We start from the raw sequence: 14,407 nt of genomic DNA, 5'->3' as shown, positions 1-14,407 counted from the left end.
CTAGAGGCAGGACATGCGCAAAGCAGTCCTGCCTCTTTTCATTGCAGCGACCGTGCTGTCGGCCTGCGGGCATTATCAGCCTGATCAGGTGACCGATGCATGCCTGATCCTGGAAGACAACCGGTCCTGGTGGCGCGATCTGCGCCGCAGCGAGCGGCGCTGGGGCATTCCGCCCGCCATCCAGCTGGCGATCCTCAAGCGCGAGTCGAGTTTCAACGCCCATGCCCGGCCCGCGCGCACGCGCCTGCTCGGCATCATTCCCGGGCCGCGGCCCAGCTCTGCCTATGGCTATGCGCAGGCGCTTGATGGAACATGGGATTGGTATCGCGACGAGACCGGAAACCGCGGTGCCGACCGCGACGATTTCGGCGATGCCGTCGATTTCATTGGCTGGTACGGCCAGATGAGTGGCCGGCTTTCAAACATCCGGCATGACGACGCCAGAGCGCTCTATCTCGCCTATCACGAGGGACATACGGGCTATAATCGCGGCACGTATCGCGGCAGGGCGTGGCTGATACGCGCGGCAGACGACGTCGCCAGCGACGCGGCCCGCTACCAGAGCCAGCTTGACGGGTGCGAGCGCAGGCTCAATCGCGGCCGCTTCTGGCTGCTCTAAGGCTGCACAGGCCGCGCCGATTCTGGCATGACTCGGAGTATGAGCCGCCCCGAATCGCAATCTGACCTGTTTTCAGCGCCGACCTCGCCGAAGCCGCGCGAGGACACGCCGCGTCCGGCCGATCCCAAACCGGCCGGAAAGGCTCCGGCCACGGCCGCTCCGATCCCGTCAGACGCTGCAACGCCCCCGCCTCCTTCGGGCGGTGGCGGCGGCTATGACGCCTCGCAGATCGAGGTGCTGGAAGGCCTCGAAGCCGTGCGACGCCGGCCCGGTATGTATATCGGCGGCACGGACGAGCGAGCCTTGCATCACCTGTTCGCGGAAATCCTCGACAATTCGATGGATGAAGCGGTCGCGGGCTGGGCCGACCGGATCGAGATCCGGCTTGACAGTGACGGCTCGGTCACCGTGGTGGACAATGGCCGCGGCATCCCGGTCGATCCGCATCCGAAATTTCCGACCAAATCCGCGCTCGAAGTTGTGCTGACGACACTGCACGCCGGCGGCAAGTTCTCTGACAAGGCCTACAAGACGTCGGGCGGTCTGCACGGCGTCGGCATCTCGGTGGTCAACGCGCTGGCATCGGAACTCGATGTCGAGGTCGCGCGCGACCGCATGCTGTACGCCCAGAAGTATTCGCGCGGCCTGCCGCTCGGACCGCTCGAGACTGTCGGGCCGACGCCGAACCGGCGTGGCACATCGATCCGCTTCGTGCCCGACGACCAGATCTTCGGCGACAAGGCGCACTTCCGCCCGGCCCGCCTGTTCCAGATGGCACGCTCGAAGGCCTATTTGCGCCGCGGCGTCGAAATTCGCTGGAAATGCGCCCCGGATCTGGTCGAGGGCACGGCAACCCCGGCAGAAGCAGTCTTCTCATTTCCGGGGGGGCTCGCTGACCGGCTGACCGAAATCGTCGCCAAGAAGGCGCTGATCACAACGGACAGCTTCACCGGAAAGATCGAGCGCGCGGAGGGACATGGCGGCGTCGAGTGGGCAATCGCCTGGTCGGCGAACGGGTTCGGCGAGGCCGACGGCTTCATCGAATCCTATTGCAACACGGTTCCGACGCCCCAGGGCGGCACGCATGAACAGGGCCTGCGCAACGCGCTCACCAAGGGGCTACGCGGCTATGCGGAATTGTCGGGCGTCAAGAAGGGCGGGCTGATCACGCCGGACGATGTTTTGGGTACAGCCGGGGCCCTGGTTTCGGTCTTCGTTCACGACCCGGAATTCCAGGGGCAGACCAAGGACAGGCTGGCATCGCCCGAGGCCACGCGCATGGTCGAGACCGCCGTGCGTGACCGGTTCGATCACTGGCTGGCCGGGTCGCCGAAGGAAGCCGAGCGGCTGCTCGCCTGGTGCATCGAACAGGCCGAGGACCGGCTGAAGCGACGCAAGGAAAAGCAGGTCAAGCGCCAGACGGCGTCGCGCAAGCTGCGGCTGCCTGGCAAGCTGGCCGATTGCAGCCGGGCCGGGTCGGACAATACCGAAATCTTTCTCGTCGAGGGCGATTCGGCCGGCGGCTCGGCGAAGCAGGCCCGGGACCGCCAGACCCAGGCCATCCTGCCGCTGCGCGGCAAGATCCTGAACGTCGCCTCGGCCAGCCTCGACAAGATCGCCGCCAACCAGGAAATCCACGACCTGACGCTGGCGCTCGGTTGTGGCACCGGTGCGCGGTTCAATCTCGATGATCTGCGCTACGAGCGGGTCGTGATCATGACCGACGCCGATGTCGACGGGGCGCATATCGCCGCGCTCCTGATTACTTTCTTCTACCGGTCCATGCCGGACCTGATCCGGTCTGGCCGCCTGTTCATGGCGCAGCCGCCGCTCTATCGGCTCAGTCAGGGGGGCAAGACCGTCTACGCCAAGGACGACGCGCACCGCGAGCAGCTGATCCGCGAAGTCTTCAAGGGCGGAAAGGTCGAGATCGGCCGGTTCAAGGGCCTCGGCGAAATGACGCCGCCGCAGCTCAAGTCGACGACGATGGATCCCTCGACGCGGCAGCTCGCCCGGATCACGTTCGATGATGCGGCGCGTCCGTCCTTCGAGGCGCTGGTTGAAACGCTGATGGGCCGCAAGCCCGAATTGCGCTTTGAATACATCCAGACGCACGCCCCGGACTTCGGGGCCTCGATCGACGTTTGACGAGCGCGTGTCCGCGTGTGTTGAATGCCGCCGCGCCTGCGTGAGGGCGCGCAGTATTTGCGGGGGTGGAAACCGACATGATGACTTACATGACGCGCTGGGCGGCCATTCTTGCCGCGACGGTCGCGCTGGCCTCGTGCGACCGCGGCGACAGTTCGCCGGCGGCGGACGAAGATGGCGACACGGCTGCGGCAAGCCGGAACGGCAGCGAAGGCGGTAGCGGGGAAAGCGACATCGTCCGGATCAATCTGGACCCCTATCCGTCGACCTATGAACCGCTGCCAAGCGGCACGACAATGATCACCAACGCCACGATCTTCGACGGTATTGGCGGCCGGATCGAAAATGGCAGCGTGCTGATCGTCGACGGGCGGATTTCCGCGATCGGTACCGACATCGAAGCCCCCGAAGGCGCGACGGTCATCGACGCATCGGGTCGTTTCGTGACGCCGGGCGTCATCGACATCCATTCCCATCTCGGCGTCTATCCCTCGCCGGGCGTTTCAGCCCATTCCGACGGCAATGAACTGACCCAGCCGAACACGGCGGAAGTCTGGGCAGAACACAGCGTGTGGCCGCAGGATCCGGGCTTTGCCCGCGCGCTGGCCGGCGGCGTGACCACGCTCCATGTGCTGCCCGGTTCGGGCAATCTGTTCGGCGGCCGTGGCGTGACCTTGCGCAACGTGCCGTCGCGCACCGTCCAGGGGATGAAATTCCCGGACGCGCCCTACACGCTCAAAATGGCCTGCGGCGAGAACCCCTCGCGCGTCTATGGCAATCGCAACTCTTCGCCGGCCACCGACATGGGGAATATGGCCGGTTACCGGGCGTCCTGGATCCGCGCGCGCGACTATCGCGACAGCTGGCACGAATACTGGGAAGACGCAGAAGCCGGTGAAGACGTCAGCCCGCCGACCCGGGACCTCGAGCTCGACACGCTGATGGGCGTGCTCGACGGGGAAATCCTCGTCCAGATGCATTGCTACCGCGACGACCAGATGGCCCAGGTCATCGATATGATGCACGAGTTCGACTATCAGGTGACCACTTTCCACCATGCCGTGGAAGGCTATCAGGTGGCCGACCTGCTGCGTGACAACGACATCTGCGCAGCGGTGTGGGCCGATTGGGGCGGCTTCAAGATGGAAGCCTATGACCCGATCCGCGAGAACCTCGCCCTGATCCATGAAGCCGGAGCCTGCGCGATGATCCATTCCGATGACGGGCTGGGCATCCAGCGGCTCAACCAGGAAGTCGCCAAGGCCCTGTCGGACGGACGCCGGATCGGGCTCGACATCTCCGAGGAAGAAGCCTTTGCGTGGCTGACCTCCAACCCGGCGCGCGCGCTCGGCATTTTCGACGAGACCGGGTCTCTCGAAGCCGGAAAGCGGGGCGACGTTGTGATCTGGTCTGCAAACCCCTATTCCACTTATGCGCTCGCCGATCAGGTCTTCATTGACGGTGCCCTGATGTATGACCGGAGCGATCCCGATCACCAGCCGGTGAGCGATTTCGAACTCGGCCAACCCGGTGAAGGAGACGACTGATGCAACGCCTTCTTTCTCTTCTCGCCCTGGGCCTTGCGGCCTCCGGCCCTGCAATCGCGCAGGACATCGCGGTGACCAACGGCCGCGTGATCACGAATACCGACCAGGGTGTGATCGAAAACGGTACCGTGCTGATGCGTGACGGAGTCGTGGTGGCCGTCGGCAATGACGTCACCATCCCAGACGGCGCACGCACCGTCGATGCCGAGGGCGGATGGATCACGCCCGGTATTTTCGCCCCCTTCACCCAGCTTGGCCTGATCGAGGTCGCGCTGGAGGATTCGGCCAATGATGCGTCCGCCTCGAGCACCGGCTTCTCGGTCGCGATCGACGTGGCCGACGCCTTCAATCCGCGCAATTCCTACATCGCTTCGAACCGGATCGAGGGGCTGACCCGTTTCGCGGTTTTTCCGTCGACCGGCGGGGAATTGTTTGCAGGCCAGGGCGCGCTCGGCAACACGTCCGGGCGGAACGACTCCCTGACTGAAACGGGCGCCTTCGTCTATGCCGACCTCAGCCAGTCAGGCGCGGCAACGGCGGGCGGATCCCGCGAAGCCGCCTGGCTGTTCCTTGAAGCCGCCTTCGACGATGCCCGGGCCTATCCGGGCCGCTACAATGGAGGTTCGGAAGGCAATGTGCTGAGCCGTCTGGATGCCGCGGCCCTTGTCGATGTCACCCGCGGACGCGTGCCCCTGGTGATGAATGTCGACCGGGCCGCCGACATCCTGAGGGCGATCCGGTTTGCCGAGGAGCACGCTCCGGTCCAGTTGATCATCCAGGGCGGGGCCGAGGCGTGGATGGTCGCCAGCGAACTGGCCGAGGCCGACATACCGGTCCTGATCGATCCGCTACGCAATCTGCCCGCTTCCTTCGATTCTCTGGGTGCAACGCTGGAGGCCCCCGCCCGCCTCGATGCCGCCGGAGTGACGGTTGCGTACACGACGGAGACCGCGGATGGGTATTTCAATGCCCGTCTGTTGCCGCAGCATGCCGGCAATGCCGTGGCACACGGCGTTCCCTGGGACGATGCCTTCCGGGCGATCACCCTGACGCCGGCCGAAATCTACGGCGTGGGTGACCAGTATGGCGCACTGGCACCGGGCTATGTCGCCGACGTCGTCGTCTGGGATGGCGATCCGCTCGAAGTGATGAGCGCACCGACCCATGTCTTCGTCGATGGCGAGGAAACCGAGATGGAGTCGCGTCAGACCCGTCTCGCCGAGCGATATCGCGACATCGAAGACACAACGCCGTTCGGCTATCGCCATTAGGCAGGCCGGTGCGTTGACTCAGTAAGCGCGCTGCTTAAGGTGCGCGCGACCTCGCGGGCGGCCGCTCCATTCTGGGGCGGCCGTTCCCGTTCGAGGCATCAAGTCAGGTAGGAATGAGTTTCAAAGACCTGGGGCTTAGCCCCGCGCTTCTCAACGCGCTCGACGCGGCCGGTTACACGGAACCCACGCCAATTCAGGCGGGCGCGATCCCGATTGCGCTTTCCGGGCGCGACGTGCTCGGCATTGCCCAGACCGGAACGGGCAAGACCGCGTCCTTCACCCTGCCCCTGATCGAACGCCTCTCGAAAGGCCGTGCGAAAGCGCGCATGCCGCGTTCGCTGATCATCACGCCGACACGCGAACTCGCGGCTCAGGTCGCCGAGAATTTCGAGAAATACGCCGTCAATACCAAGCTGACGATGGCGCTGCTGATCGGTGGTGTGGCGCTCGGACCGCAAGAGCAGGTGCTTAATCGCGGCGCTGACGTGGTCGTTGCGACCCCGGGCCGGCTGCTGGACCTGTTCGAGCGCGGCAAGGTCCTGCTCGCGGATGTCCAGATCATGGTGGTCGATGAAGCCGACCGCATGCTCGACATGGGTTTCATCCCGGACATTGAACGGATTTTCTCGCTGGTGCCGCCGAAGCGGCAGACCCTGTTTTTCTCGGCGACCATGCCGAAGGAAATTCAGCGGCTTGTCGATCGTTTCCTGAAGGATCCCGAGCGGGTCGAAGTCTCGCGCCCGGCCTCGACCGCGACGACCGTCCGGCAAACGCTGATCCGAGTGAAGGATCGCACGCCCGGCGCGAAGCGCGACGCGCTGCGTACCGCCCTCGATCGGGACGGCGTGAAGAACGGCATCATCTTCTGCAACCGCAAGCGCGACGTTGATGTCGTCGCCCGGTCCCTGCAGAAACACGGCTTCTCGGCCGCACCGATTCACGGCGACCTCGATCAGTCGACCCGCACGGCGACGCTGGACAAGTTCAAGTCCGGTGAAGTCCGCTTCCTGGTCGCCAGCGACGTTGCTGCCCGTGGCCTCGACATTCCCGCCGTCAGCCATGTTTTCAACTACGACATTCCCCATCACGCCGACGACTATGTCCACCGCATTGGCAGAACCGGCCGGGCGGGACTTCTGGGCGAAGCGGTGTCGCTCGCCGGACCGGAAGACGGGAAGTCGCTGGCCGCAATCGAATCACTGATCGGCTCGAAGATCGAACTCTCGGAGGCCGGAAAGTCCAAGCCGGCACATTCATCCGAAGCCAAGCCGGCCGAGGCGGATCGCGGCGAACGGAATGCAGCGGCCCCGCCGGAAGAAAAGCCGGCCGTCGGGAAAGCCGCAGACGAAGCGTCAAGGCCACAGGCCGCCCCGAAATCCGAAGGCGACACTCAACGCCGCAAGCGCGGCGGCCGAGGCCGCAAGAAGCCCGCCGAGACCCAGGCGGCTCCCGTGGCCGAAGAGAAATCTTCGCGCGACGAGCGCGATGGCGGAAAAATCCTCGGTTTTGGCAAGGATGTTCCGGCCTTCTTCCACAATTCGTGATCGATTCAGGCGCCGCGTTTACCTGATCTTTTCTCTTCGCCGGTAGCTTCCGTGACCAACGGGGTCGGTCTGCGAGGGCCGGTGCGGAGAAAAGGGCGGTACCGTGAGCGGACGTTTGCAGAACCGGGCAGAAGGCTGGGCACTGGCACGTAAAGCGCTGGACTACATGGAGGAATTCAACATTCCTCCGACGGCGGAAAATTACGCGATCTGGTCGGCCTACGCATGTGATCACAACAATGAGTTGTGCGACGCCATCGACCGGCACATCGACGAAGGCCGGGCCTTCGACCAGGCGTATCTCGACACGCTCTACGAAAAATATTTCAGCCTGAGACGTCTTCAGGACGCCGTCATGGCCAGTTCCGGTCAGATGACCAAGGAACTGGGCGAGGTGCGCGAATCCCTGCGTGCCGCACACCGCGACCAGATGGACTATGGCAAGACGCTGCAAGGCGCGACCGGCGATCTGAGCGCCGAAACCGATCCTGAAGCCCTGCGCCAGATGGTGCAGACGCTGATCGACGCCACGGCAAAGATGCAGGAGCGTTCGCGCAATCTCGAACGCCGTCTGCACGAGACGTCGAGCGAAGTCACCCAGTTGCGCAGTAATCTCGAGCGCGTCCGCGAGGAAGCGATGACCGATGCCCTCACCGGCATCGCGAATCGCAAACGTTTCGACGAAATGCTGCGCAAGGGCCGCCGCGAAACGGAGGCCGACGGCCAACCGATGTGCCTGCTGTTGTGCGACATCGACCATTTCAAGCGCTTCAATGACACGTGGGGCCACCAGACGGGCGACCAGATCATCCGCTTTGTGGCCGGCTGCATGACGCGTCACGCCGAGGATCACCAGACCGTAGCCCGCTATGGCGGCGAGGAATTCGGTATCGTTCTGCCGAAGACCAAGCTCGCCGAAGCCACGGCGATCGCGGAAAAGATCCGCAAGACGGTCGAATCCAAGAAGCTGATGCGCAAGTCGACCAATGAGGATCTGGGCAATATCACCATCTCGATGGGGGTCGCCCAATACAGGCCCGGCGAGTCGGTCGAGTCGCTGATCGAACGCGCCGACACCAATCTCTACAAGTCCAAGCAGAACGGGCGGAACCGTATCACCGCCGAGGATCCGGCGGACGTCGCCAACGCGGCCTGACGGTCTCTCGACCGGAAACGGAAAGACTGCTTCACTCCCCCGCAAGGGGGAGTGACTCGTTTTGGAGACGGATCAGAAGCAAAAGCGCAGCCTTCGCGGCGAGCGGTTCTTCCGCTGGCGGGGCCGGGACGTCAGCCGGGTTGAAAACCTGTCCGACATCGTCTTCGCCCTGTCCCTGACCCTGATCGTCGCATCGGCGGTTCCCGCCAGCTTCGCCGAACTACAGGCCCTTTGGCGCGAATTCATTGCGGTGGGCGTTTGTTTTGCGCTCGTCCTGCTGATCTGGTCGAAACACCACGCCTATTTCCGCCGCTACGACCTTGAGGACGGCACCACGCTGTTCCTGAATTCGGCGGTGCTGTTCCTGATCATGGTGTTTGCCTATCCGCTGAAATTCCTCGCGACCTTTCTCGTGACCTTCTTCACACGGGGCTACACGTCGGGTGAGCAGATCGGCGCGGTCATGACGTTCGAGCAGACCGGGATGATGGTGACGATCTATGCCGCCGGTTATGCCGCCGTGTTCGGACTGTTCGCGCTGCTCTACGCCCATGCGCTACGCCGCGCGGATGTGCTCGAATTGTCTGAGCCGGAAAAGGAAATGACGCGGTTGGAAGTCCGCCAGGGCGTCGCCGCTGTGGTCATTTCAATGGCCGCTATCGCGCTGGCGTGGATATTCCCGGCGCATCTCACCCCGTTCGCCGGCGGGGTCTATTTCCTGATCGGTCCGGTCATGGCATGGCTGTCAAGCCGGGCGCGCAAGCGGGCTGAGACCTACGAGGCCGCCGGCGGCGCGGTTTCCTGAAAGGACGCGCGCTCGGACCAGCGTTCGAACAGCGCGGTCAGGCCCGGCCGGCCATTGCGCCAGTCGCTCTCCGGGAAGCGGAAGTCGAGATAGCCGAGCGCGACCGCGATCGCGACGGCACCCAGATCGACTGCGCCACCGAATTTGTCGGACTCCGACTCCAGCTGGTCGAGGGCACGGCGGACACCGTTTTCCTGGCGTTCGACCCAGAATTTCGACGGCTCCGCATCCGGCTTGGTCAGTTCAACGCGGCGCGCGACGGTGAGATCGATCATGCCGTCCGCCAGCGCTTCGAACCGCAGTACACGCCAGCGCGCCGGACCGGATTTTGGAATCCAGCGCGGATCGGACTGGGTGTCGATGAAGTCGCAGATCAGCGGCGAATTGACGAGGGTCGTGGCGCCCTCGCGCGTCAGGGCCGGCACCTTGCCGAGCGGATTGTTCTCCAGAAGCTCCGCGCCATTGTCGAAAGGATGAGCAACCACCTCTTCGATCCGCGGCGACAGCCCCTTTTCGCGCAGGAGAACCCGGCATTTACGAGCGTAGGGAGAGGTTTCGGAGATGTAGAGCTTCATGGCCGGTCCCTTGAGGGCGCGCGTCGCGCGTGGCCGATGTTGATAGTCCCGCTCCCGGCGAAAGGGAATCCGGCTGACAGCGAAATGCTGCGGATAAGTGTCAGCTATCCAGCTTTGCCGCAACGAGCGTGACGCTTTCGCCGCACCCGCAGGCATCGGTCTCGTTCGGATTGCGGAACACGAATTTCGAATGCAGCGTCGTGGTCTCGTAATCGATCATCGACCCGAGCAGGAAAAGCAGGGATTTGCCATCCACCACGATCGACACCCCCTTGTCATCGACGCGTTCGTCGAGTGGGTCGGGCTGGGCGACATAGTCCATGACGTATTCCATGCCGGCGCAGCCGCCATTCTTCACGCCGATGCGGAGATAGCCGGCATCGCGGCCCGCCATGAGCTCCTTGACGCGCTCGGCGGCGGCGTCGGTGAGAGAGAGAGCCTTGGGACGTTCACGGGTCATGGGTTTGCCTAGAGCATGTTGAGCTGGAGCTTGGCTTCGTCGGTCATCCGATCCGGCGTCCAGGGCGGATCGAAGACAAGGTTCACATCGGCGCGGGTCACCCCCTGCACCGTCTCGGCCGCATCCTTGACCCAGCCGGGCATTTCGCCCGCAACCGGGCAGCCAGGCGCGGTCAGCGTCATCTCGATCTTCAATGATCGGTCGTCCTCAAGATCAACCTTGTAGATCAGTCCGAGCTCGTAGATGTCGACCGGAATTTCCGGATCGAAGACGGTCTTCAACGCCGCAACCACGTCGGCCGTGATGCGCTCGATTTCCTCGGCCGGGATCGCAGAGACCGTGCCGACGGTCATCTCGTCAGCGGGTACGGGATCGCTGCCGCCAGCGGGGGATGGCGAGGACAGGTCGATGACGTCGCGTTTCAGGGTATCGGTCATGGCACTCATCTAGGTGAGAAACTCGCGGGCCTTATTCAAGGCGTTGAGGAAATCGTCGACTTCATCAGCCGTGTTGTAGACAGCGAAGCTCGCGCGGGCGGTTGAATTGACGCCGTAGCGGCGCATCAGAGGCTGGGCGCAGTGATGTCCGGCCCGGACCGCGACGCCGTACCGGTCGAGGATTTGCGCGATGTCATGGGCGTGCGCCCATTCCGCTGCGAACGACACGATCGCACCCTTGTCCTGCGCCGTGCCTATGATCCGGATACCGTCCATCGCGGTCAGGCCCTGCGTGGCGCGGTCGAGCAGGGATTTCTCGTGCTCGATCACCGCCGTCCGGTCGAGTCCCGTCATCCAGTCGATCGCCGCGCCAAGGCCGATCACGTCGGCGATGGACGGCGTGCCGGCCTCGAATTTGTGCGGCACGTCGGCGAAGGTCACACGGTCCTCGAACACATCGGCGATCATCTCGCCGCCGCCGAGGAAGGGCGGAAGCCGGTCGAGCCAGTCGCCGGCCGCATAGAGCGCCCCGGCCCCGGTCGGGCCGTACAGCTTGTGACCGGTCAGCGCGAAAAAATCGCAGCCGATCTCAGACACATCGACGGCCATGTGCACGGCCGATTGCGATCCGTCGATCAGAACAGCCGCGCCCTTGGCGTGCGCCATGGCCGTGATGCGTTTGGCATCGGTCGCCGTGCCGAGCACGTTCGACATGTGGGTGATGGCGAAGAGCTTCGTCCTGGGCCCGATCAGCGCCTCGAGAGCGGCGTAGTCGAGTTCACCCGCATCGGTGACCGGTGCCCATTTTACCGCAATCCCGGCCCGTTCCTTCAGGAGCAGCCAGGGCACGATGTTGGAATGGTGCTCCATCTGGCTGACGACGATCTCGTCTCCCGGCTTCAGCGTGCTGCCGAAGCTGTATGCGACGAGGTTGATGGCCTCGGTCGTGCCGCGAGTCAGCACGATCTGCTCCGGGCGTTCGGCGCCGATAAAGGCCGCGATCTTTTCGCGGGCCCCCTCGAAAGCCGCCGTCGCCTCATTGGCAAGCGTGTGCAGGCCCCGGTGCACATTGGCGTAGCTGTTTTCGTAGACGCCGCTGACCGCATCGATCACCGCGCGCGGCTTCTGGGCCGAGGCGGCGCTGTCGAGATAGACGAGCGGCTTGCCATTCACTTCGCGCTTGAGAATCGGGAACTGCTCCCGGATCGCGGCAACATCGAGGGCGGGGGCTTTGACGGGCGCGTTCACGACAGTGCCTCCAGACCCTTGGTGAGGTCCTCAATCAGCAAGTCACGAAGTTCCGGATCGCGAATCCGATCAAGCGGTTCGCCGAGGAAGCTGCGGATCAGAATCGCCCGCGCCTGCGCCTCGGGCAGGCCGCGCTGGCGCATGTAGAACAGTGCTGTTTCATCGATCGCGCCGAGCGCATTGCCGTGCGCGCACTGGACGTCGTCGGCATAGATTTCGAGCTCGGGCTTGGCGTCAACTTCGGCGCGGTCTCCGAGCAGCAGCGCACGGTGGGTCATGCGCGCATCGGTGCGTTGCGCCTCGCGTTCGACATGGATCTTGCCCTGAAAGACGCCGTGGCCGTGCGACGCGACCGCGCCCTTGGTCAGCTGGGACAAGGTGCCATCGGGGCCGGTGAGGATGGCCGTCGTCGTCAGGTCGGCATGACGGTTCGGCGCCAGCAGATAGACGGCGTCCATCACCGCGTCGGCCTTCGTGCCCGGGTGGGCGAGATGGGTCTCCAGACGAACCAGCTTGCCGCCGAAGGTCAGCGTTGTCTGGCGAAGGGATGCGCCCTCACCTAGATCGACCCCGCCGGACTGGGCGAGAATTCCCGGGCAATTACCGGTCGTGACGATCCGGTCGAGCGAGGCACCTTCACCGATACGGTAAAGCACCGCGATGTTGGCAAAGCCGCCATCTGCGACGCACAGTCGTTCACGCACCTGCGCCGAGACACCCGTCGGCACTTCGACCACGTAGATGGCGTGACCAACGCCGACGGATGCTGTCACTTCGAGCGACAGGCTTTCGCCCTCGCTCAGCGTGTAGATGCGGGCCTCACCGCCGAGCGCGCCGGCAAGGCGCGGCAGCATATCGGTCGGGGCATGGGTGATCGGCAGCTTCGCATCGGGTTCACGCGATCCGGTGATCGCGATCGTGCCTGCCTCGGTGATGTTGCCGGTCAGGCGGCGCAGGTCGGTCCACTTCCAGGCTTCGTCGCGCTTGTTCGGCAGGCCGCGGTTTTCCAGCGCTTTGCGCGTGGCCGCACGCCAGCCGGTCGCGCCTTCGAGCGCGTCCAGCAGAGCGGTTTCGGCCGGGGTGAGTTTCAACGGGAGAGTCATACAAATACCCCCCACCCCAACCCTCCCCCGCGGGGGGAGGGAGGAGAAACGCCGAAGCCATTCCCTCCCCTTGAGGGGAGGGTCAGGGTGGGGTGACTGTCGAAAACTGAAGTCACGCTGCCCTCACATACTTGTCATAGCCCTCGGCCTCGAGTTCCTTGGCGAGCTCCGGACCGCCAGAAGCCACGATGCGGCCTGCGCTCATCACGTGAACCTTGTCCGGCGCGATATAGTCGAGCAGGCGCTGATAGTGGGTGATGACCAGCATGGCCCGGTCCGGCGAACGCAGCGCGTTGACGCCGTCGGAGACGACTTTCAGCGCGTCGATGTCGAGTCCGGAGTCGGTTTCGTCGAGGATCAGGAAGCGCGGTTCGAGCACGAGCGCCTGCAGGATTTCCATCCGCTTCTTCTCACCACCCGAGAATCCGACATTCACAGGCCGCTTCAACATATCCATGGATACATTAAGAATTGCGGCCTTTTCTCGGATCAGACGCATGAAGTCCGGGGCCGAAACCTCCTCCTCGCCGCGCGCCTTGCGCTGGGCATTCAGCGACTCGCGGATGAAGGTCAGGGTCGGCACGCCCGGGATTTCGACCGGATACTGGAAAGACAGGTAGAGGCCGCGCGCGGCACGCTCTTCCGGTTCGAGATCGCCGATATCCTCGCCTTCGAAGCTGACCTTGCCTTCGGTGACGTCATAGCCGTCACGGCCGGTGAGGACGTAGGACAGGGTCGACTTGCCTGACCCGTTCGGGCCCATGATCGCATGCACCTCCCCCTTCGGAACGGACAGGTCGAGCCCCTTCAGGATGGGCTTTTCGCCATTATCGACGGAGGCGTGGAGGTTCGAAATATCAAGCATCGGCATGGGGAGGTCTTTCCGGGCGGTCTGTCCGCCTCTTATTCGGTTGAATCCGATTCGTTCATCACGGCGGCGCAATAGAAGTCCTCGCCGCGGCCGACCGCGCCGGTCGCCAGCGTGCAGCTCGCCGATTCGTCACTGTCGAAGGTGATGGAGACCGTCGCTTCGAGGTCGAGCGTCGCGCCATCCCAGGCGTAGAAGCTGGCATAGTGTTCGATCGCGCTGGACCGCGCCTGAACCACGAACAGGCCGGGCACGACGGGTTCGAAAGTGTGGCCGCTGATTTCGCGGCTGGCGAGCGCGTAGCCGCCCTCACCGCCCATGATCAGCAGCATCTCCGTGTTCACATTGCCGGTGATCAGCGGGACGAGGATGTCCTCGAATCCGTTGCCGTCGAGGTCTTCAAGGCGCGGCAGGAAGAAGCTCTCGGTTTCGAATTCATCGGTCCACAGACAGTCGCCCTCGGCATTCGTGACGATCAGAATTCCGCTCTCGCCCCACTCGCCGGGTTCGAAGGTGAAGGTCGCGGTGTGGCCATTCGCGGTGACCAGAACGCAGTCCTGATGCGTCCCCTCGTATTCGAGTTCGGCGCAAGACGGCAGTGAAGCGCTCTGAAGCGCCAGTGCGGC

Annotated in this window: 14 protein-coding genes; 7 read left to right on the top strand and 7 right to left on the bottom strand. The window is 64.1% G+C overall.

Annotated features, from left to right (window positions below; translation table 11 throughout):
• The first annotated feature begins 13 nt into the window (after positions 1 to 13).
• From ACFOOR_RS07875 to ACFOOR_RS07845, 7 genes are all read left to right on the top strand, one after another.
• Positions 14 to 619 (top strand): transglycosylase SLT domain-containing protein, encoded by a 606-nt coding sequence (locus ACFOOR_RS07875; RefSeq protein ID WP_343165555.1) that lies wholly within the window; start codon positions 14 to 16, stop codon positions 617 to 619.
• Between the two features lie 39 nt (positions 620 to 658).
• The gene (parE, locus tag ACFOOR_RS07870) at positions 659 to 2,767 is read left to right on the top strand and encodes a DNA topoisomerase IV subunit B (RefSeq protein WP_343165556.1); all 2,109 of its coding nucleotides are present in this window, start codon (positions 659 to 661) and stop codon (positions 2,765 to 2,767) included.
• Positions 2,768 to 2,847: 80 nt separating this feature from the next.
• Positions 2,848 to 4,314 (top strand): amidohydrolase, encoded by a 1,467-nt coding sequence (locus tag ACFOOR_RS07865; RefSeq protein WP_343165582.1) that lies wholly within the window; start codon positions 2,848 to 2,850, stop codon positions 4,312 to 4,314.
• On the top strand, positions 4,314 to 5,585 hold the full coding sequence (locus tag ACFOOR_RS07860) for an amidohydrolase family protein (protein WP_343165557.1): 1,272 nt from the start codon (positions 4,314 to 4,316) through the stop codon (positions 5,583 to 5,585). Before ACFOOR_RS07865 ends, ACFOOR_RS07860 begins: the two co-directional genes overlap by 1 nt.
• A 113-nt stretch (positions 5,586 to 5,698) precedes the next feature.
• A complete protein-coding gene (locus ACFOOR_RS07855; protein WP_343165558.1) occupies positions 5,699 to 7,129 on the top strand; it encodes a DEAD/DEAH box helicase in 1,431 nt (476 codons plus the stop codon).
• Positions 7,130 to 7,232: 103 nt separating this feature from the next.
• On the top strand, positions 7,233 to 8,285 hold the full coding sequence (locus ACFOOR_RS07850) for a GGDEF domain-containing protein (RefSeq protein ID WP_343165559.1): 1,053 nt from the start codon (positions 7,233 to 7,235) through the stop codon (positions 8,283 to 8,285).
• A gap of 61 nt (positions 8,286 to 8,346) precedes the next feature.
• Positions 8,347 to 9,090: a TMEM175 family protein gene (locus tag ACFOOR_RS07845; RefSeq protein WP_343165560.1), complete on the top strand. Its 744-nt coding sequence runs from the start codon at positions 8,347 to 8,349 to the stop codon at positions 9,088 to 9,090.
• Here the strand turns inward: ACFOOR_RS07845 and ACFOOR_RS07840 are convergent.
• From ACFOOR_RS07840 to ACFOOR_RS07810, 7 genes are all read right to left on the bottom strand, one after another.
• Positions 9,060 to 9,665: a glutathione S-transferase N-terminal domain-containing protein gene (locus ACFOOR_RS07840; RefSeq protein ID WP_343165561.1), complete on the bottom strand. Its 606-nt coding sequence runs from the start codon at positions 9,663 to 9,665 to the stop codon at positions 9,060 to 9,062. The two genes, ACFOOR_RS07845 and ACFOOR_RS07840, sit on opposite strands and share 31 nt — an antisense overlap.
• A gap of 100 nt (positions 9,666 to 9,765) precedes the next feature.
• Positions 9,766 to 10,125 (bottom strand): HesB/IscA family protein, encoded by a 360-nt coding sequence (locus tag ACFOOR_RS07835; RefSeq protein ID WP_343165562.1) that lies wholly within the window; start codon positions 10,123 to 10,125, stop codon positions 9,766 to 9,768.
• An 8-nt stretch (positions 10,126 to 10,133) separates the two neighbouring features.
• Positions 10,134 to 10,562 carry an SUF system Fe-S cluster assembly protein gene (locus tag ACFOOR_RS07830; RefSeq protein ID WP_343165563.1) on the bottom strand — a complete coding sequence of 143 codons (429 nt, stop codon included), beginning with the start codon at positions 10,560 to 10,562 and terminating at the stop codon, positions 10,134 to 10,136.
• 9 nt (positions 10,563 to 10,571) lie between these two features.
• A complete protein-coding gene (locus ACFOOR_RS07825; RefSeq protein ID WP_343165564.1) occupies positions 10,572 to 11,810 on the bottom strand; it encodes a cysteine desulfurase in 1,239 nt (412 codons plus the stop codon).
• Positions 11,807 to 12,913: a SufD family Fe-S cluster assembly protein gene (locus tag ACFOOR_RS07820; protein WP_343165565.1), complete on the bottom strand. Its 1,107-nt coding sequence runs from the start codon at positions 12,911 to 12,913 to the stop codon at positions 11,807 to 11,809. The genes ACFOOR_RS07825 and ACFOOR_RS07820 overlap by 4 nt, the downstream gene beginning before the upstream one ends.
• A gap of 112 nt (positions 12,914 to 13,025) precedes the next feature.
• Positions 13,026 to 13,778: a Fe-S cluster assembly ATPase SufC gene (gene sufC, locus ACFOOR_RS07815; protein ID WP_343165583.1), complete on the bottom strand. Its 753-nt coding sequence runs from the start codon at positions 13,776 to 13,778 to the stop codon at positions 13,026 to 13,028.
• A gap of 38 nt (positions 13,779 to 13,816) precedes the next feature.
• Positions 13,817 to 14,407, bottom strand: a 591-nt coding sequence (locus ACFOOR_RS07810) for a hypothetical protein (RefSeq protein ID WP_380214219.1), incomplete at its 5' end; no start/stop codon positions are given.

The organism is Hyphobacterium vulgare (genome assembly GCF_042643335.1).
GTDB lineage: Bacteria > Pseudomonadota > Alphaproteobacteria > Caulobacterales > Maricaulaceae > Hyphobacterium > Hyphobacterium vulgare.
The sequence above is the reverse complement of the archived record's forward strand: the minus strand, read 5'-3'. Positions and strand labels throughout refer to the sequence as shown.